16 protein-coding genes and 3 tRNA genes are annotated in these 18,994 nt (G+C 73.1%); 10 read left to right on the forward strand and 9 right to left on the reverse strand.

All coding sequences use genetic code 11. The annotated features are described in order from the left end of the window. Positions 1 to 76: 76 nt before the first annotated feature. Positions 77 to 1,924, reverse strand: coding sequence for a serine/threonine-protein kinase (locus tag OV079_RS22580; protein WP_267770931.1), 1,848 nt, complete (start codon positions 1,922 to 1,924; stop codon positions 77 to 79). A 614-nt stretch (positions 1,925 to 2,538) separates the two neighbouring features. On the opposite strand from OV079_RS22580, the gene OV079_RS22585 reads away from it, so the two are divergent. The 3 genes from OV079_RS22585 to OV079_RS22595 all read left to right on the forward strand — a co-directional run bounded on the left by OV079_RS22585 (position 2,539) and on the right by OV079_RS22595 (position 6,466). Further along, positions 2,539 to 4,344, forward strand: a complete 1,806-nt coding sequence (locus OV079_RS22585; RefSeq protein WP_267770932.1) for a formylglycine-generating enzyme family protein — start codon at positions 2,539 to 2,541, stop codon at positions 4,342 to 4,344. 141 nt (positions 4,345 to 4,485) lie between these two features. Then, positions 4,486 to 5,463, forward strand: coding sequence for an archaemetzincin (locus OV079_RS22590; protein WP_267770933.1), 978 nt, complete (start codon positions 4,486 to 4,488; stop codon positions 5,461 to 5,463). 271 nt (positions 5,464 to 5,734) lie between these two features. After that, positions 5,735 to 6,466: an alpha/beta hydrolase gene (locus tag OV079_RS22595; protein ID WP_267770934.1), complete on the forward strand. Its 732-nt coding sequence runs from the start codon at positions 5,735 to 5,737 to the stop codon at positions 6,464 to 6,466. A 129-nt stretch (positions 6,467 to 6,595) separates the two neighbouring features. On the opposite strand, the gene OV079_RS22600 is transcribed toward OV079_RS22595, so the two are convergent. The 3 genes from OV079_RS22600 to OV079_RS22610 all read right to left on the reverse strand — a co-directional run bounded on the left by OV079_RS22600 (position 6,596) and on the right by OV079_RS22610 (position 11,744). Beyond that, entirely contained in the window at positions 6,596 to 7,387 is a 792-nt protein-coding gene (locus OV079_RS22600; RefSeq protein ID WP_267770935.1) for an acyl-CoA thioesterase, read from the reverse strand. A 163-nt stretch (positions 7,388 to 7,550) separates the two neighbouring features. Continuing rightward, the gene (locus OV079_RS22605; protein ID WP_267770936.1) at positions 7,551 to 8,732 is read right to left on the reverse strand and encodes a lipid-transfer protein; all 1,182 of its coding nucleotides are present in this window, start codon (positions 8,730 to 8,732) and stop codon (positions 7,551 to 7,553) included. A gap of 33 nt (positions 8,733 to 8,765) precedes the next feature. After that, positions 8,766 to 11,744 carry a peroxisomal multifunctional enzyme type 2 gene (locus OV079_RS22610; RefSeq protein WP_267770937.1) on the reverse strand — a complete coding sequence of 993 codons (2,979 nt, stop codon included), beginning with the start codon at positions 11,742 to 11,744 and terminating at the stop codon, positions 8,766 to 8,768. Positions 11,745 to 11,922: 178 nt separating this feature from the next. Between OV079_RS22610 and OV079_RS22615 the strand changes: the two genes are divergently transcribed. From OV079_RS22615 to OV079_RS22630, 4 genes are all read left to right on the forward strand, one after another. After that, the gene (locus OV079_RS22615; protein ID WP_267770938.1) at positions 11,923 to 13,113 is read left to right on the forward strand and encodes a protein kinase family protein; all 1,191 of its coding nucleotides are present in this window, start codon (positions 11,923 to 11,925) and stop codon (positions 13,111 to 13,113) included. 498 nt (positions 13,114 to 13,611) lie between these two features. Continuing rightward, a tRNA-Glu gene (locus OV079_RS22620) sits at positions 13,612 to 13,685 on the forward strand. A 7-nt stretch (positions 13,686 to 13,692) separates the two neighbouring features. Beyond that, positions 13,693 to 13,764 (forward strand) — tRNA-Glu (locus OV079_RS22625). Between the two features lie 12 nt (positions 13,765 to 13,776). Further along, a tRNA-Asn gene (locus OV079_RS22630) sits at positions 13,777 to 13,848 on the forward strand. A gap of 57 nt (positions 13,849 to 13,905) precedes the next feature. On the opposite strand, the gene OV079_RS22635 is transcribed toward OV079_RS22630, so the two are convergent. Then, positions 13,906 to 14,043, reverse strand: coding sequence for a hypothetical protein (locus OV079_RS22635; RefSeq protein ID WP_267770939.1), 138 nt, complete (start codon positions 14,041 to 14,043; stop codon positions 13,906 to 13,908). A gap of 158 nt (positions 14,044 to 14,201) precedes the next feature. On the opposite strand from OV079_RS22635, the gene OV079_RS22640 reads away from it, so the two are divergent. Next, a complete protein-coding gene (locus OV079_RS22640) occupies positions 14,202 to 14,996 on the forward strand; it encodes a hypothetical protein (protein ID WP_267770940.1) in 795 nt (264 codons plus the stop codon). 13 nt (positions 14,997 to 15,009) lie between these two features. Here OV079_RS22640 and OV079_RS22645 read toward each other — a convergent pair whose 3' ends face one another. The 4 genes from OV079_RS22645 to OV079_RS22660 all read right to left on the reverse strand — a co-directional run bounded on the left by OV079_RS22645 (position 15,010) and on the right by OV079_RS22660 (position 17,960). Beyond that, entirely contained in the window at positions 15,010 to 15,993 is a 984-nt protein-coding gene (locus OV079_RS22645; RefSeq protein ID WP_267770941.1) for a glutathione S-transferase family protein, read from the reverse strand. Between the two features lie 93 nt (positions 15,994 to 16,086). After that, positions 16,087 to 16,266, reverse strand: a complete 180-nt coding sequence (locus OV079_RS22650) for a hypothetical protein (RefSeq protein ID WP_267770942.1) — start codon at positions 16,264 to 16,266, stop codon at positions 16,087 to 16,089. Between the two features lie 39 nt (positions 16,267 to 16,305). After that, positions 16,306 to 17,067, reverse strand: coding sequence for an SDR family oxidoreductase (locus tag OV079_RS22655; RefSeq protein WP_267770943.1), 762 nt, complete (start codon positions 17,065 to 17,067; stop codon positions 16,306 to 16,308). Continuing rightward, entirely contained in the window at positions 17,064 to 17,960 is an 897-nt protein-coding gene (locus tag OV079_RS22660) for an NAD(P)-binding domain-containing protein (protein WP_267770944.1), read from the reverse strand. Before OV079_RS22660 ends, OV079_RS22655 begins: the two co-directional genes overlap by 4 nt. Before the next feature lie 118 nt (positions 17,961 to 18,078). Here OV079_RS22660 and OV079_RS22665 point away from each other — a divergent pair, with 118 nt between their 5' ends. Next, complete coding sequence (locus OV079_RS22665; RefSeq protein ID WP_267770945.1) at positions 18,079 to 18,726, forward strand: hypothetical protein; 648 nt, start codon at positions 18,079 to 18,081, stop codon at positions 18,724 to 18,726. Further along, positions 18,627 to 18,935 (forward strand): helix-turn-helix transcriptional regulator, encoded by a 309-nt coding sequence (locus OV079_RS22670; protein ID WP_420829534.1) that lies wholly within the window; start codon positions 18,627 to 18,629, stop codon positions 18,933 to 18,935. The genes OV079_RS22665 and OV079_RS22670 overlap by 100 nt, the downstream gene beginning before the upstream one ends. Positions 18,936 to 18,994: the final 59 nt, after the last annotated feature.

The raw sequence follows: 18,994 nt of genomic DNA on the forward strand, positions 1-18,994 counted from the left end.
ATGCTTTTGTGACATGCGCAAAAGAACATGCCCGCGAGGACAGGCGCGAAACGCCCATGTCCCCGAAGCCAGGCCCTCACGCCCCTCGCCCCCCGCGCTGGACCTCTTCGAGCGCCTCGACGCGGGCGCGCAGGTCGGCCAGCGCCTCGCCGTCGCCCGCCCCGCCGCCGGCCCGCGAGCGCGCCACCCGGGCGGCCAGGCCGTCGAGCGCGGCCGTCAGCGAGAGGAGGCGCGCGGCCCACGTGTCGCGCTCGTGGAGGGTCGCGCGCACGGCCTCGTCGCCGCCCTGGATCCCGCACGCCGCGAGCTCGCGGTCGAGGGCGTCGAGGCGGGCCGCCGCCGCGGTCGCGGCCGTGACCGCCTGGGCCAGCTCCTCGGCCGGCGCCTCCGGATCGCCGGTGGCCGGCCCGAGCGCGGGCGCCAGCGCCAGCGCCCGCCCGACCACCGCGCGCAGGCTGTGGCGGTGACGCGCCTCGTCGATGGTGGGCCCGACCCGCTCGACCTCGGTCAGCGCCTGCTGCAGCGGCGGCGGCAGGGCGGCCGGGCGCTCGCCCTTGCCGGTCACCTGGCGCAGCGACGACCACGTCGCGCCCACCGTCACGCCGATGAGCAGCAGCGGCGCGAGCACGAGGATCGCCTTGCTGCTCATCACCCCGACCGACGACGCCGCCACGACCGCGAGGCTGCGGCCGACCAGCGCGCGCGCCTTCTTGCGCATCGCCGGCGACTTCAGCGGCCCGCCATGCACCACCTCGACCTCGACCCCGATCTGCCGCAGCGCCTCGCCCACGGCCCGCGCGGTCGCCTCCGACACCCCGCGCAGCAGCGTGAACGGCACCCGCGGGATCCGCTTGTCGAGCAGCCCCGGCGTGACCCGAAGGCCAGGATTGCCGGCCACCCACCGCCGCAGCGCCTCGCGCAGGGCCACGTCGAGCTGGTCGCCCGGCTCGCCCGGCCCCGCCACGAGCACCGTGTACGGCCCCGACTCGGCCCGCGCCGCCTGCAGCCCGCAGTGCAGACACACCGCCAGCGCCGCCGGCCGCGGCTGCCCGCAGCCGGCGCACGGCGGGTCGCCGCCGCCGCGCTCGCCCGTGAACACCGCCAGCGCCGAGGTGCTCCCGGCCGCCAGCTGCTCGAGCAGCGCCGCCACCTGCGCGGCCCCCTGCGGCCGATCGCCGGGCGCCTTGGCCAGCAGGCTCTGCACCAGCGCGCGCAGCGGCGGCGAGAAGCTGTCCGGAAGGACAGGCACCGGCGCGCGCCGGTGGGCCTCGATCACCCCGAACGCGGTCGCCCCGGCGAACGGCGGCCCGCCGGTGGCCATCTCGTAGAGGATGCAGCCGAGCGCGTAGAGGTCGCTGCGGACGTCGACCGCGAGCGGGTCGAGGCACTCGGGCGCCATGTAGTCGGGCGTGCCTAGCACCGTGAGCGCGCTGCGATCGACCCCGGCCAGCGACGTCGCGCGGGCCATGCCGAAGTCGCCGATCTTCGGGGTGTGCCCGCCGGCCACCAGGATGTTGGCGGGCTTGAGGTCGCGGTGAACCACCCGGCCGCGTGCGCGCGCCAGCCCGCGGGCGATGCCGGCCGCGAGCGCGGCCAGCCGCGCCTCGCCGAGCGGCGCCTCGCGGGCGATGAGCTCGGCCAGCGTCGGCCCCTCGACCAGCTCGAGCAGCAGCACCCGCTCGCCGTCGATCTCGACCACGCCGAACACCTCGACGATGTGCGCGTCGCGGACCCCCCGCAACAGCTCGGCCTCCTGGGCGAAGCGCGACTGCGCCGCCGCGTCCTGCCGGTGCGAGGCGTGCAAGATCTTGCCGGCGAACTGCCGCCCGTCGCTCGCCACGACGCGCACCACCGTGGCCACCGCGCCGCTCCCGAGCGCTTCGCCGAGGCGCAGATCGGCGGGGTTCGGGGGCGCGGCCTGCATGCGAGTGCGACACTCTAGCACGAGCGGCCGCCCGCCTGCCACGCCCGCCCGGGCGCAGGGGCGGCGGCCGCGACGGCGCACGGCCAGCGATCTCCTCGCCGCGCCGCCCTCGGGCCTCGCGGCGCCGATTGCGGAGGACCTGTCCTTCAGGCCATATCATTTCTGTCTCACCCGTCCCGACTCCTCCGGCTCGCGCGTGCCCGCGCGACGCTCGACCGGACCGCAAGAGACCCTCCGTCTCCGACCGCGAGCACAGGCCCAGCCCCTGGACGCGGCCCCAGGTCCGATCGGCACACGGGTGACGGCGACCCCGCTCGTGGGCAAGATCGGTCGCATGAGCGCGAGCGGGACGAGGGGGTCGCCAGCGACGGTGAGGCCGGAGCGTCGCCCCGCGAGCCGACCACCGGTCACAAAGAACATGTCCCTCCAGACATGTCGCCACCGGGGCCCCGCAGCGGCCGCGGAAGCGACGAGGACGGGCCTCGGCCGCCCGCACGTCGTCGCGGCGAGCGGACCTCCGGTCGCCGCGGACATGTCCCTTGGACCATGTCACCGCCAGCGCTCCCCACCGGGCAGGCGATGAAGCGCTCGTCGGCGCCGCCACGGAGCTGCCCGTGACCCTGGCCCTCCATCAACGACGCCTCGCCGGCCTGGGCATGACCGCGGCCTTGCTCGCGTGCGCGCCGGAGCTGCCGCGGAGCGTGAAGCCGGTCGGCCACAGCGGGGTCGAGGCGTGGCCGGACGTCGCCGCCCCGCTGCCCGCGCGGCACGACGGCCGGCGCGACGCCGCCCTGATCGTCAGCGTCGAGGATTACGCGCACCTGCCCGATCGGCCAGGCGCGCACGCCGTCGCGGGCGCCTGGTACCGCTACCTGCACGACGTCCGCGGCCTGCCGCACCGGCGGATCCGCTGGCTGCGCGACCCTGGCGGGCCCGAGGCGGTCGCCGCCGCGCTTTCGAAGGTGCACTGGCGGGTCAAGCGCGACGCCACCCTGTGGCTGATCGTCATCGGCCACGCGGGCACGCCGATCGGCGGCTCTCCGGTGCTGCTCGGCCCCTCGGCGAGCGCGAGCGACTGGCGCGGCGGCATCCCGCTGGGGCCGATGCTGCGCTTCGCCGGCCACGGCATGCACCGCGAGCTCGTCGCGGTGCTCGACGGCTGCCTGCCCCAAGGGACAGCTCACCGCGGAAGCTCCGGCCTCGCGGCCCCCGGGCTGCCGTCCCCGCCGGCATACGCGGCCCCGCAGCGCATGGCCGTCTCCGAGGTGTCCGCCGGCCTCATCGCCCTGGTCGAGGAGACGCTGATGCGCGTGATGGAGGACACCACCCAGCGCGGCCGCGAGCCGACCGACGCGGTGATGTTCACCCCGGGGCCCGGGGCGCACTGCCGCGAGCGCCTGCCGGGGACGGACACGCCGGCGCTGTCCTATCTGCTGCTCGGGGCGCTGCGCGGCTGGGCCGACGCGGATCGCGACACCCGCGTGAGCGCGGCCGAGGCCCTGCGGCACATCGACCTGCTCCTTCGGGCAGGTGCTCACGAAGACCCCGAGCGGCCGCGGCCGCAGGCGCGCGGCTCCGACCTGACCCTCGCCCGCGGGGTCCGCGAGCGCGGGCCGTCGCCGACGGCCGTGGTGCCGCCGGGCTCGTCGGTCGACGAGGCGACCCTGCTGGCCGACGTCGGCGGCGAGTTCATCGACGAGCGGATGGAGAAGATCGATCGCGGCCGCTTCGCTCTCGGCTGCCGCAGCCGCCGCGACCCCGACTGCGAGGCCGACGAACGACCGGCGCGGCAGGTCCACCTCGACAGCTTCATGATCGATCGCCACGAGGTCACGTGGAAGGACTACGCGGCCTGCGTCGCCGGCGGCGGGTGCTCGACGATCGCCACCGCGCGCTGCGAGGTCTGGACCGGCGACGCCTTCGTCCGCGGGGCCGCGCTCGCGCCGGCCTTCCTCGGCGAGGAGCATCCGGTCGTGTGCGCCACCTGGCAGCAGGCCGTCGACTACTGCGCGTGGAAGGGCAAGCGCCTGCCGACCGAGGCCGAGTGGGAGCGCGCCGCCCGGGGGCCCGACGCGCGCGCCCAGTACCCGTGGGGCGACGCGCCGCCGACCTGCGCGCGCGCCCACACCCACGAGTGCGGCACCACCACCGCGCCAATCGGTCAGCGCCCCGCCGGCGCCAGCCCCGACGGGATCCACGACCTCGCCGGCAACGCCTCGGAGTGGGTCGCGGACTGGTACGACAAGAAGGCGTACCGCCACGACACCCACCGCGACCCGACCGGACCGCAGCGCGGCGAGGTCCGGGTCGTCCGCGGCGGCAGCTATTACGACGGCCTGGGCAACCTGCGGACCTCGTACCGCTACGGGCTGTCCCCGCAGTGGGGCTACGGGACCGTCGGCTTCCGCTGCGCGCGGTGAGGTCGTCGGCGTCATTGGCCGGAGACCCCTCTCGTCCCGGTGTCGACAATCCGCATCTCGCTGGCGGGCGGGAGCAACAGGCCCGGCGTAAACCGCCGCCGCGTGGAACACCGCCGCCGGCCTCGCGCGTAGCAGACGGGCATGCCCGTCCCGCGTCGCTCGCTCCTGCGGGCCCTGCTCGCCGCTCCCGTCGCCCTCGCGCCCTCGTTCGCGCAGGCGCGCAAGTTCAGCCCGCCCGACCGGGCCGCACGATCGGCGGCCCTCGGCGCCCTCGACCAGCTTCCGCCCGACCTCCAGGCCGCGTTCACCCCCGGCGACGACGACAAGCCCATCCCGCGGCCCGGGCCGCAGGACTGGCTGGCCCAGCACGGCGAGCCCGGCCAGACCTTCGCCCAGTTCGTCGGCCAGCGCCACAACCGGCCGACCGAGTCGCGGCGCAAGCTGAGCTTCCTGCCGATCGGCGCGATCGAGGGCGGCGAATGGCCGGCGCTGGCCGTCGTCGCCGACTTCGCCGCCCGCTACTTTCAAATACCGATCGAGCGCCTCGCTCCCACCACCATGGCCGCGCTCAAGGCCCGCAAGCGCGACCGCGGCGCCTATGATCAATACGACACGCGCACCATCCTGTCCGGCATGAAGCCGCGCGTGCCCGCCGACGCCTACGCCCTGGTCGCGGTCACCACCTCCGACCTCTACCCCGCGCCCGGGTGGAACTTCGTGTTCGGCTACGCCAGCTTCGACGAGCGCGTCGGCGTCTACAGCTTCGCCCGCTTCGACCCCGCCTTCTACGGCGAGGCGCGCGGCCCCGGCGTGAGGCCGAAGATCTTGCGCCGCTGCCTCGGCCTGCTGGTCCACGAGGTCGGGCACATGTTCGGCCTCTACCACTGCGTGCATTTCCACTGCATCATGAACGGCTGTAACCACCTCGACGAGAGCGACCGCGCGCCGCTGCACCTCTGTCCGGTGTGCCGGCGCAAGCTGCAGTACGCGATCGCCTTCGACCCCGCCGTCCGCGAGCGCCAGCTCGCCGAGTTCTTCCGCGCCCACGACATGGCCGACGACGCCGCCCGCAGCGAGCGCCTCCTGGCCGCGATCGTCTCCGCCGCGCCCGCGCCGTGAAGCCGCCGGATGCCACCATTCCCGGTCCTCGGGAAAGACTTCGCCGACCAGACCTTCTCGACCGCGGTGCTCGAGCGGGTCGCCCGTACGACCTGACCCCAAAATGTCTCTTTCGTCATGCTCCAAAGGGCATGCCCGAAGAGACATCTCCAACCTGTGAGTGAAACCTGCCGGAAGCATGGCGCGCGCGTCAAGGGCCCGCGGCGGCCGCGTCGGCGAAGTCACGCCGGGGCCCACGCGACGCGCGGCCTGCTATCCTCGGCGCGTCCGCGTGCACGACCGCATCCACATCTTCGGGGTGTTCCAGATCCCCTGGCTCAAGGGGCCCCGGCCGGTCCGCGTCTACGTCCCCCCCGACACCGGCGCCCCGCCGCCGGTGCTCTACATGTTCGACGGCCAGAACATCTTCGATGACGAGCCCTCGCACAGCGGCGGCTGGTACCTGCACCACGCCGCGCGCGACCTGTGCGCGGCCGGCGGGACGGCGCCGCTGATCGTCGGCATCGACCACGGCGGGATCTACCGCATGCGCGAGCTGTCGCCGTTCCGGATGCGCCAGCGCGGTCAGGCGCCGCACCTCGTGCGCTGGATGGTCGACGAGCTGCAGCCGCAGATCCGCCGCGCCTTCCACGTCCGCCACGACCTGGCCGGCACGGCCGTCGGCGGCTCCTCGCTCGGCGGCCTGGCGGCCCTCTACGCCCACTGGCACCGCCCCGACGTGTTCGGCGCGGCGCTGTGCATGTCGCCGTCCTTCTGGGTGGCGCGCGAGAAGATGCTGAAGTTCGTGTCCGAGCGGAAGAACCCGCTGGTGTCGCGCCTCTACCTCGACGCCGGCGGCAACGAGCCGCGCGTGCGCCCCGCGACCGAGCGCATGGTCAAGCTGCTGCGCAGCCGCGGCTACGGCCCCGACCGGATGCGCTGGGTGTTCGACCCCGGCGCCGTCCACCACGAGAGCGCCTGGCGCCGCCGCGCCCCCGAGGCGCTCGCGTTCCTGTTCGGTTGAGCATGCCCGGAAGAACATGTGCGATCGGCCATGCTCGCACGGACATGCTCGATCGACACCGCGACCCCGGTGACAGGCAGCGCCGCCGGGACAGCCGCGGGCCGCTGCGACCTCGTCGTCGCCCCCGGCTCAGCGGATCACCGCGAACGTCTGCTGGTTGAGCGCCAGCAGCTCGCCTGCCGGCGACCACAGCTCGCGGAACTCCACCGAGTAGCCCGCGCGCATCGCCACCGCGCGGGCGCGGTGGTACACCGGCTGCGCCGGGTCGAGCTGGGCCACGTCGGCCAGCGGCTGGAGCGTGTACGTCAGCGTCGCCGTCGGCCGCGGCGACGTCAGGCGCGAGAACACGGCCGGCCACCAGCCGTCGCACAGCATCGCCAGGTAGGCCGCGTCGCGCACGCTGGGCGGCCGCTTGAAGCGGAACCAGCCCTCGGCCCGCGCCTCGTCGCCGCCGGTGAACAGCGGCGCGTGGACCGGGCGGAACTCGCAGTGCTGGGCGAACACCGGCGCCTCCTCGGGCGTGCCGAGCGGCAGCTCGCTCGGCGCGGTGAACTCGGGCGGCCGCAGCTCGGTCCACTGCAGGCCGGCGTCGCGCGTGCGCGCGTGTACGGCCACCGCGTGGGCCTGGACCTCGCCGGCCTGGACCAGGCGGACCGCCAGCGTCGTCACCCCGGTGCCGGTGCGCAGCGCGTCGACGAAGAGGTCCGCGGGGCCAGGTTGCGTCGGTCCGCACAGCTCGGCCCCGAGCGACCGCAGCGGCCGCGTCGGGTCGGCCGCCGCCGCCGCCGCCGCGCGGACCAGCAAGGCGATGACGAGGCCGCCGAACGCCCCGCGGCCCTGCTGCCAGCCGTCGGGCACCTCCGCCCGGAACTGGCCGGGCCCCGTGGGGGTGAGCGCGAGGATGGCGTCGAGGTCGGACATCGCCGCGACCTTAGCAAATGCGGCCCCCGCCGCCCGCCGTCCGCTCGTGAGTCGCCGCGCCGAGGCCGTTCGCGCCCTGACCCAAAGCACATGGCGCGGAGGGCAGGTCCCTTCGGACCTGTCCCGCGCGCCATGTCTTGAACAGCCTGTCCTGGCAGTCAGCTCAGTCGCGGCGGTACATCGTCACCACGCAGGCCCCGCCGAGGCCGAGGTTGTGCTGCAGGGCGACCTTGGCGCCCTCGACCTGGCGCTTGTCGGCCTGGCCGCGCAGCTGCCACACCAGCTCGGTGCACTGCGCCAGGCCGGTGGCGCCGAGCGGGTGGCCCTTCGACAGCAGGCCGCCGGACGGGTTGGTGACGAACTTGCCGCCGTAGGTGTTGTCGCCGTCCCACACGAACTTCTCGGCGCCGCCCTCGGGGCACAGGCCGAGCGCCTCGTAGGTCAGCAGCTCGTTGGCGGTGAAGCAGTCGTGCAGCTCGACCACCTGGACGTCCTGCGGCCCGAGGCCGGCCTTGTCGTAGACCGCCTCGGCGGTCTTCTTGGCCATGTCGTAGCCGACCATCTTGATCATGCTGTTCTCTTCGAACGTGCTGGGGAAGTCGGTGCGCATCGCCTGGGCCGCGATGTACACCGAATTGGCGATCCCCTTCTTCTTGGCGAACGCGTCCGAGCACAGCACCGCCGCCGCCGCGCCGCAGGTCGGCGGGCAGCACTGGTAGCGGGTCAGTGGGTCGAACACCTCGGGCGAGGCGAGGACCTCCTCGACGCTGAGGAGCTCGCCGAACAGCGCGTACGGGTTGCGGTTGGCGTGCTTGCGCGCCTTCTCCGACACCTTGGCGAACGTCTCGCGGCGGGTGCCGTACTTCCAGCGGTACTCGCGGCCGGCGCCGCCGAACATCTGGGCCGCGGGCGGGGCCTGGTTGAAGCCCTGCACGCGGTCCATCGTGCCGGCGAAGTTGTCGAGCGGCCCCGGCCGGTCGTTGAACTTGCTGCCGAGCGCGCCCTTCTCCATCTGCTCGAAGCCGACGACCAGCACGCACTCGGCCTCGCCGGCGAGGATCGCCTGGCGGCCGAGCCACAGCGCGGTCGACCCGGTCGAGCAGTTGTTGTTGACGTTGACGACCGGGATGCCGGTGAGGCCGAGCTCGTAGACCGCCCGCTGGCCGCAGGTGCTGTCGCCGTAGACGTAGCCGGCGAACGCCTGCTCGATGTCCTTGTAGTCGACGCCCGCGTCCTGCAGCGCCGTGCGGGCCGCGTTGGCCGCCATCACGTGGTAATCGTCGCTCGCGCCGGGCTTGGCGAACTTCACCATGCCGACGCCGATCACGTTGACTTTGTTGCTCATGGCTGTGATTCCTCCGCTTGGTTCGTTCGCTTGTCAGTTGCTCTGCTCGAGCGCCGCGAGCAGGTGCGCCGCCGCGACGTCGCCGTCGACGCGCAGCTTGCCGCGCTGGTAGAGGGTGGCGAGCTTGGCCTTGCCCTGCGCGAGCGCGGCCAGGTCCTCGTCGGCCACGGTGACCGTGGTGGTGGCAGGGCCCGCGGCCTTGTCGACCAGCTTGCCGCCCTGCGGCCCGACCTGCACGAAGAACACCGCGTCGGGGCTCTTCACGCGCAGCTCGATCGTGACCTCCTTGTCCGACTTGAGCCCCGCCAGCTTGGCGGCGGCCTGGTCGAGCACCGCCGGCGCCTGCGCGGCCTTGGGAGCCGCGGCCGCGGCCGCCGGAGCCGCCGCCTTGGGCGCGCTGCCGGCCTTCACCTTGCTCATGTCGATCTTCTTGAGGAAGCCGAGCTTCATCGACGCCATCAGGTCACCGCCGATCTTCAGCTTGCCCTCGCCGAACAACTTCTGCGGGTCGGCCTTGCCGGTGGTCATCAGGATGAAGTCGCTGTCGCTGAGCTCGAGCGTGCAGTTCGCCCCCTCGACCTCGCCGGCGTAGACCTTGCCCGGGTTCGACTTGAGGTCGAACACGTAGGCCGAGTCGGGGTTCTTGAGGCGGAACTGGAACACCGTGGCGACCTTGCCCGGCAGCTCGGCGTTGCCCTTCACGAACTCACCGATCGCCGCCATGTAGTCGGCGCTCGTCGGCGCCGACGGGGCCGCCGGCGCCGCCGCGGCCGCACCACCGCCGCCCGCGCCTGCCCGCGCCCGCGCGGCCGCCATCACCGTGGCCGGGTCGAGCTTGGTCAGGAAGTTGAGCTTGGTCGACGCCATCAGGTTGCCGCCGATCTTCATCTTCCCGCCCATGTACAGCTTCTGCGGGTCGGCCTTGCCGGAGCACATGTCCATGAAGTCGGCATCGGTCAGCTCGAGCGTGCACTCGGGCGTCGCGGCCTCGCCGGCCGCCAGCTTGCCGTTCTTCAGGTCGAGCGTCCACACGCTCTCCGGGTCCTTCAGCTTGAACTGGAACACCACACCTGCCTTCTTGGCCAGGTCGGGGTTCTTGCCGAGGAACTGCTCGATCGCCGTGAACACGTCGGCGCTGGTCGGCGTGACCTCGGCGCTCGCGCTGGCGCTCGCGGCCGCCGGCTTGGCCTTCGGCTTGGGCTGCGGGATCTCGGAATAGAACTCGATCGCCGCCTGCGACAGCACCACCTTGTCGCGCTCCTTCAGCTTGCAGCGGAGGATCACCCGGTTGTCCGACTCCTTCCACATCTCGGTGACCAGCGTCTCGCCGGGGAACACGCTCTCGCTGAAGCGGACCTTGATGCTCTTGAACTTGCGCGGGTCGCCGGCGGCGAAGTGCTTGATCACGTGGCGGGCGGCCACGCCGAGGGTGCACAGGCCGTGGAGGATCGGCTTGGGGAAGCCGAACGCGCCGGCGAACGCGGGGTCGACGTGGAGCGGGTTCCAGTCGCCGGACAGGCGGTAGAGCAGCGCCTGGTTGGGCCGGATCTGCTCCTCGGCCACGGCGTCGGGCTTGCGGTCGGGCGGGGTGTTGCTGTCGCCCGACGGGCCCCGGTCGCCGCCCCAGCCGCCCGCGCCGCGGATGACCGCGCCGAGCTCGTTGTAGGCGATGACCTCGCCGGACTCGTCGGAGCTCTCGGTGGCGAACACGATGAACGCGTTCTTGCCCTTGTCGAAGATGTCCTTCACCCATGTCCGATGGGTCAGCTTGGCGTGCGGCGGCAGCGGGCGCTTGAGCTCGGTGTACTGCTCGCCGTGGAGCAGGCGGTCGAGGCCGAAGTTGAAGCCGGGCGCGGTGTGGCCGTCCTTGAACGCCTGCATGATGCCGGTCTGGGCCGGGATCACGGCGAAGGTCGGCAGCGGCCAGAAGCCCTTGCCGTGCATCTCGTAGACGTAGCGCAGCTCGGTGTCGTCGAGCGGGTCCGCGGCCGCGCCGACGCCGAGCGCGTACATCGACAGGTCGCGCTCGTCGTACTCGGTGGTGACCTTCGGCATCTCGTAGCCGAGGGCCTGGTCGACGTCGACGAACTCGTTGCCGCCCTTGCTCGCGCCGGCGTTGACGTTGTCCATCACCGGGCTGAGCGCGGCGGCGACGTCGGCCGGGTGGGTGGCCTTGGCGAAGTCGACGATGCTACTCCACTTCGACTTGACGAGCTCCGGGGTGATCGCGCGGCCGAGGCGGACCGTGTGGCCCTGCGTGCGCTCCCACCGGAGCTTGCTGAAGAACCCGCCGCCGACCTCGTAGAGGCCGCCGGTGTCCTCGCACGACTCGTGCGACAGCCACGCGACCAGCGGGCTGACGTACTCCGGCCGCAGCGCGTCGATGAGCTCCTTCGGCAGGATCGTCTCGGTCATGCGCGAGCCGGCGATCGGCGCGATCGTGTTGGCGCGGACGTTGTACTTGCGGCCCTCGAGCGCGAGCGTGTTGCTGAAGCCGACCAGCGCCAGCTTGGCGGCGCTGTAGTTGGCCTGGCCGAAGTTGCCGTAGATGCCGGCGGCGCTGGCCGTGAAGATGATCCGGCCGTAGCCCTGGTCGCGCATCTTCGGCCACGCGGCGTGCGTCACCTTGAACGCGCCGTTGACGTGGACCCGCTGGATGATGTCCCAGTCGCCGTCCGTCATCTTGTGGAACGACACGTCGCGGAGGATGCCGGCGTTGTTGACGACGATGTCGACGCGGCCGAACGCGTCGATCGCCGTCTGCACGATCTTCGCGCCGTCCTCGACGCTGTCGTAGTTGGCGACCGCCTCGCCGCCCGCGGCGCGGATCTCCTCGACCACCTTGTCGGCGGCGGTCGAGCTGCTGCCGTCGCCGCGCGTGCTGCCGCCGAGGTCGTTGACGACGACCTTGGCGCCCCGCGAGGCGAACAGGAGGGCGTGGGCGCGACCGAGCCCGTTGCCGGCCCCGGTGATGATGGCGACTCTTCCGTCGTAGCGAAGCTCGTTGGACATGATGGCACACGCGGCATATCGAGCCGCGCGAGCGTCGTCAACCGCCTGCCCGGGCCGCGGACGAACCGCCGCTCCGCGCTGCCCCCCGCGCGCCACGGGCAGCCCCGCGCGCTCGCGGAGGGCGCGGCTGCGGGCCCCGGGGCCGGCCTCCGCCGGCCCTGTGTTACGCTCGCGGACGATGCGGACCGACGAGCTGCGACGCCTGCGAGAATTGCTGGCTCGCGGCGGCGGACCCGAAGTCGTGTTCATGTCGCTGCGCGACCGCTCGCTGCAGGGCCCCGCGCTGGCGCGGGCTCTCGGCGACGAGCTGCGCCGCTGGCTCGCCGTCGCCTCGCCCGAGCGCTACGGCGGCAACCCCGACGCGCAGGACCTGGCCAAGCAGTTGCAACGCGCGCTCCACCAGCGTCACGCCGAGGCGCTGCAAGGGCTGCAGGACTTGCCGCCTGCCCCGCCTGCAACGCTGCAGTCGAGCCCTGCGATGCTGCAGCAGGATCGTCCCCCGGCGGCCGCGCCGGCGCATCCCTCTGCGGACCCGGGGCCCTACCGAGCGGCGGCCCCTCCGCCGGCTGGTCTGTGCGTCGAGGTCGCGGGCGCGGCGCGGGAGTTCGCCGAGCACCTCGGCGACGGCGACCTCGCCGCGATCTGGCGCGCACCGGGCGAGGACGGCGAGCCGTGCGTCGCCAAGGTCGCGCTCGCGGCCGCCGACAACGACCTGCTGTTCAACGAGGCCGAGGTGCTGCAGCGGCTGCACGCCAGCGAGGCCCGCCAGCGCGCCCTGCTGCCGCGCCTGCACGGCCGCTTCTTCACCGAAGGCGGCCGCGCCGGCAACCTGCTCGGCCTCGTCGAAGGCCTCGACGGCGCCGCCCTGCGCGCCCGCCTGCCGGCAGGCGTGCCGCCGGAGCACATCGTGTGGATCGCCCGCCGCACGCTCAGCGCCCTCGGCCACGCGCACAGCCTCGGCGTCCTGCACGGCAACATCGAGCCGGCGCACCTCATCGTCCGCCCGCGCGACCACCGGGTCGTGCTCGTCGACTGGTGCTACGCGATCGTCGAGCCGGCCCGCACCGGCCAGGGCTTCCGCGCCGTGCACGACGAGTACAGCGCCCCCGAGGTGGCCCAGCGCGGCCCGCCGACGCCCGCGGCCGACCTGCTGTCGGTCGGCCGCACGCTCGCGTTCCTGCTCGGCGGCGACCCGGTGGGCCTCGACCTGCCGGCGCACGTGCCCGAGCCGCTCCAGCGCTTCGTCCGCTACCTGGCCCGCCCGAGCCGCCTGCAGCGGGCCCAGGACGCGTGGGACATGTACGCCGAGCTCGAGCGGATCCGCGAGACCGTCTACGGGCCGCACGTGTTCCGCGAGTTTTTCATATGACCCCGGCGACATGTCCTCCTGGACATGTCTGAATCGCCCTGTCGTTTCGCACACGATTCGAAGGACATGTCCCTTCGCGCGACCTGCCTGCTCCTCGTCGTCGCCGCCTGCACCGGCGCGGGGCCGCTGCGGCCGCTCGACGCCGCCGGCGCGACGAGCCCATGGCAGGAGCGCCGCGGGCCTGTCTCGAAGCCCATGCGACGTCCGCTCCGAGCACCCTCCACCCCGTCCACCGGACCGCGAGCCGGAATGTCCACACCTCGCGCGCTTCTGCCCTCCTACGAATTGTGCATCGCACCACCCCGAATGACTTGACGCCGCGCCGGACATCGCGGATACTCCCGATCGCCATGTCGCGCCTCAATCCCAATTCGAGCAATCCTGCTCGCTTCCGCGTCCTCGAAGAGGAACGGGAGCTGGAGCGGGTCCTGCGCGGGGTTTGAGAGTGATGGGCCCGCGCAGGAGAATCTCCTCCTCTCTTCGTTGAGAGAGACAGACGCGGGCGTCGTCCAACCGGCCAGGATTCGGGAACCTCACTCCCGAGACGCAGGGTTCGAGTCCCTCCGCCCGCACATCGTCGCTCTGTTCGGCCAGCGGTCAGGCCACCTCGCTTTCACCGAGGTCCGCAGGGTTCGAATCCCCTACAGAGCAGCAATTCCTCCCGGGTCGGTAGCTCAGCGGGAGAGCGATGGATTGTTAATCCATCGGTCGTGGGTTCGATCCCCACCCGGCCCTCTCCGCGGATCCGCGAATCGCATGCTCATGCGATTCGCGGGTCGCAGCATTGGTGCCTCACGCCGGGGTCACGAATCTCGCCAGCAGCACCCGGCGGGTCCCGCCGAAGTCGATCGTCAATTGCTGGTCGTCCGCCGCGCCCTCGACCGCGACGACCCCCGCAAGCCCGGTCCGCGGATGCGTCTGCCGGCGCACGCGAGCGAGACGACGGCCGACGCCGCTGAACATTGGCGTACGCAGGCCCTCCGAGCGGGCGCCCGGCCGAGGCGCGGAGCGGTGCGACGACCACGGACCGACCGCAATGGACCGGGCTCGAAAAAGCGCCCGCAGATCGACGACCAGGAGGATCCAGCGTGCTCAGCAGCAGCGAGGTCGACTCACCGACCGACATGACCTCCGCTGCGCCACGCGGACGCGAGACGACGATCGACGCGAGCCCGCAGGCCGGCCCTCACACGGCGCTCCGAGGCTCGCCGATCGCGGGGCCGGGCGACCGGGTGATAGGGTTCGCCATGCTCCGCCGATCGCCGCTCCTGCTGCTCCTCATGGCCGCAGCCTGCTTCTCCGACGCCCCGCCCTCGGGCCTGTCGACGAGCGGCAGCGGCAGCGCGAGCGCGACCGGCACGACCGCGCCCGGGCCCGACGCGACCGGCCCCGACTCGACCTCGACCTCGACCTCGACCTCGACCTCGACCGCGCCGGTGACGACCGCGGCGACGACGACCACCACCACCGAGGCCCTGACCACTACCTCGGCGACGACGGGCGAGCTGACGACCGACGACCTGACGATGGGCGCGACGGTGACCAGCACGAGCGGCCCGGGCACCACCGACGCCGACCCGTACGCCACCTGCGGGGCCGCGCCGACGCAGTCCGAGTGCTTCGACTGCTGCCGCGGCGAGGGCGACTGGGAGGTGTTCCGCGGTACCCTGGCGGGTTGCGTCTGCCCGGACATCGAGCACCCGTGCTTCGCCGGTTGCATCGACCCGCTGTGCAACACCGACACCCTGGCGGAGGCGTGCTTCGGCTGCTTCACCGCGAACGACGCCTGCGTCGCGGAGGCGGTCGCCGAGTGCGTGACCGTCCCCGAGTGCGCGGCCTTCGTCGGCTGCCTCGACGGCGCGGCCTGCTACGACAAGCCGTGAGCCGGCGCCGCGCTCACGACTTCGCCGCGAACGGCTCGCCGCCGAAGCGGCCGCGATCGTGCGGCTGCTCGAGCGTCGAGATCGGGCCGAGCGGGACGATGCGCGTCGGGTTCACCTGCGGGTGGCTGCGGTAGTAGTGCTCCTTGATGTGGTCGAGCCGGCACAGCTCGGCCACCCCGGGCAACTGGTAGAGGTCGCGCAGGTACCCGGACAGCTGCGGGTAGTCGACGATCCGCCGCAGGTTGCACTTGAAGTGCCCGTGATAGACCGGGTCGAAGCGCAGCAGCGTGGTGAACAGGCACAGGTCGGCCTCGGTGACGACCTCGCCGCACAAGAACCGCTGGCCTTCGAGCACGCCCTCCCAGTGGTCGAGCGCCGCGAACAGCTCGCGCACCGCCTCCTCGTACGCGTCCTGCTTGGTGGCGAAGCCGGCCCGGTACACCCCGTTGTTGATGGGCCCGTAGATCTGGTCGATCGTGCGGTCGATGCGGCGCTGCAGCGGCTTCGGGTACAGCGTGATCGGCCGGGTGTGCAGCGCCGCGAACTCGACGTCGAGCATGCGCAGCACCTCGCGCGACTCGTTGCACACGATCGTCGCGCGCTCGCGGTCCCACAGCACCGGCACCGTGGTGCGGCCGCTGTAGCCCGGGTCGGCGCGGAGGTAGATCGAGCGCAGGAAGCGAGCGCCGAAGATCGGGTCGGGCACGCAGCCGTCGCGGTCGGTGAACGCCCAGCCGTCGTCGCCCATGAAGGGGTCGACCACCGAGATCGAGATCGCCTGCTCGAGGCCGAGCAGGCCGCGGGCCAGCAAGGTCCGGTGCGCCCACGGGCACGCGTGGGCGACGTAGAGGTGGTAGCGACCCGCCACCGCCGGGTGCCCCGAGCTGCCGTCGGCGGTCACGCGCTCGCGGAATTGCGACTCGGAGCGCACGAAGTTGCCGGCCTCGTCCGGCTCGTACCACTTCGTCGTCCACACCCCGTCGATGAGCATGCCCATGGCCCCGGTCCTCCGCGGCCACAAGCATGATCGAATTCGCCGGCCGGGCCAGCGCGCGGCGATGCTCGCAACGGCGACGCCCGCGGCGCGACGTCAGGGCGTCCTCCGCCGGAGGCCGGCGAGGATCCCGGGCCCGACGACGAACTCGCCGCTGACGAGCCCGGCCTCCGGCTCGCTGAAGTGCATGGACACGTCGCCGGGGCCGCGCGAGCCGAGGCGAGGCGCGCGGCCGGCGTCCTGTATGGATGGACATGCTTGCACGGACATGCTCACGGGGACATGCTCATGAAAGCATGTTCATGAAGCCATGTCCTATGGAGCATGCTGCGGCGGTGACAGCTGCTGGCCCAGGCCGCCGTCGACGTACAGCTCGGTGCCGGTCGTGAACGTCGCCGCGAACGCGAGGAACAGCACCGCGCGGGCCACCTCCTCGGGCGTGCCGATCCGGCCCATCGGCGTGATCGCGTCGCCCTCGCGCTCGAAGGCCGCGCGCTCCTCGGGCGTGCTGCTGGCGGTGCCCATCGTCGGCGTGCGGATGAAGCCGGGGCTGACGGTGTTGACGCGCACGCCTCGCGCCAGCATCTCCGCCGCCATCACCCGCGCGAACGCGCCGATGGCCGCCTTGCTGGCCGAGTAGACCGCCATGCACGCCGTCCCGCTGGTGCTGGCGATCGAGGTCGTGAACACGATCGCCCCGCCCTCGCGCACCAGCGGCGCCAGCCGCTGCGCGGTGAAGAACGCCCCGCGGGTGTTGACCGCGAACGTGCGGTCGTACGACTCGGCGGTGACGCGGTCGAACGGCTCGAGCTCGGCCACCCCGGCGTTGATGAACAGCAGGTCGATCGCCCCGAGGCGCGCCCGCACCTGCAGGGCCAACGCGCCGACCGCGTCGAGGTCGGCGATGTCCGACGCCACCACCCGCTCGCCGAGCTCCCGCCGAGCCGCCGCCGCGCTCGCCTCGCGGCCGGTGACCAGCGCCTCGGCCCCGCCGGCGAGCAGCAACCTCGCCGTCGCCAGCCCGATCCCGTGCGTCCCGCCGACGATCACCGCCTGCTTGCCCGCGTACGCGCTCATCGCCCCGCTCCTTTCGCGGCCGACCCGGCCCGCAGCACCTTGATCATCGCCGCCGGCGCCTCCTGGCCGAGGCCCGCCGCCATCCCGCGCTGGAACATCGCCGCCGCGAAGTCGGGGAAGCTGACGTCGATCGCGGCCTCGCGGGCGTGCCGTCCGAGCAGTTCCATGCTGCGCCAGCAGATCTCGAGCGAGGCCTCGGGCGCCTCGTAGCGGCCGTGGTGGATCGCGTCGGCGTCGATGCGGATCATCTCGCCGATCGCCGGCGCCGTCGCGGCCATCAGCTCGCCGAAGCTGTCGACCGGCAGCCCCTCCGACTCCATCAGCCGGGCCCCGTGGTAGAAGCCGAGCAGCGCCCCGAACAGGCTGGCGAGCACGCCGAAGTCGAGCGCCGCCGCGGCCCCCGGCGGCTCGCCGGCGAAGCGGACCGCGCCCATGTCGGCGAGCAGCGCCTGCGCGGCCGCGAACGCCTCCGGCGCGCCCGCCGTCATGATGTTGGCGTGCGGTCCGCCGATCTGGCTCGGCACCGCCAGGATCGCGCCGTCGAGGTAGCGCGCGCCTCGGGCGGTCGCCCACGCCGCGAGCTCGCGCGCCTCCTGCGGCGTGCCGGTGCTGAGCTGCACCAGCGTCTTGCCGGCGAGCTCGACCGACTCGAGCAGCGAGCGGGTCGCCGGGTAGTCGGTGACGCACACGATCACGACCGGGCTGGCCGCCACCGCCGCGGCCACGCTCGCGGCCACCGTGACGCCGGCGGCCTCGAGCGGCGCCGCCTTGGCCGAAGTCCGATTCCAGACAATGATGCGGCGGCCCTTCGTCGCCGCCGCGCGAGCGAGGGCCACGCCCATCGCTCCCAGGCCGATCAGGGCGGCCTCGTGGGTTGTGGAGTGCGAATGCATGCCTCCAGAGATAGGCCCCCCGCGCCCCGCAGTCGCGCACGTTCGGACGCGACGAGGACACGATCGGACGCCGATCCGCGGGTCAGGTCGCCCGCGCCCTCGGGTAGGATCGTCCCCCATGCCCGGGACCGAGACGATCGCGGCGCGCACCTCCCTCACCCCGAAGCTCGGCCTCGAGACCTTCGCCGCCGGGCTGGCCGTCCTCGCCGAGTCCGCCGACCACCGCGTGCGCATGCACGTCGGCCGGCCCGCGCGCGGCCAATGCAAGCACCATCGATTCGTCCACACCGCCGGCGAGATCGACGTGTTCCCCGCCGGCGTCGCCGACGAATGGCATCAGGCCGAGGCCAGCACCGCGCTCGTCGTGTCGCTGACGCCGTCGCTGCTCGGCCGCGCCGCCGCGGAGACGGGCCGCGATCCGGCGCACCTCGAGGTGCCCCTGCGCCACCAGGTCCGCGATCCCCAGATCGAGCACATCGTGCGGGCGCTCGACGCCGAACACGCCGCCGGCCGCCCGGGCGGCGCGCTGTTCAGCGAGAGCCTCGGCCTGGCGCTGGCCGTGCGCTTGCTCGATCCGGTGGCCGCACCGGCTCCCCCGCGCGCGGCCTCACCCCGCAGCAGCTGCGGTCCGTCACTTCTTACATCGAGGAGCACCTCGATCACGACCTGTCCCTCGCGACCCTCGCCGACGTCGCCGGCATCAGCGCCTCGCACCTCAAGACTTTGTTCCGCCGCTCGCTCGGCCTGCCGGTCCACACCTACGTGATCCACCGCCGGGTCGACCGCGCCCGCGCCCTGCTGCTGCGCGGGAGCATGGCCGCCAGCCAGGTCGCGCTCGAGGTCGGCTTCTCGCACCAGAGCCACATGGCCCGCTGCATGCGCCGCGTGCTCGGCGTGACGCCGACCTCGCTCACCCGCCCCGGCGAACCGAAGTCGACGAAGCCCTCGCTCGTCGCGCCGGAGCTCGAGCCATGAGCACGTCGCCGCGAGCGAGGTCGGTCGAGCCGAAGCGCGAGCCGTCACTTCGCGGACAC

Origin of the sequence: Nannocystis pusilla (assembly GCF_026626665.1) — a bacterium.
GTDB lineage: Bacteria > Myxococcota_A > Polyangia > Nannocystales > Nannocystaceae > Nannocystis > Nannocystis pusilla.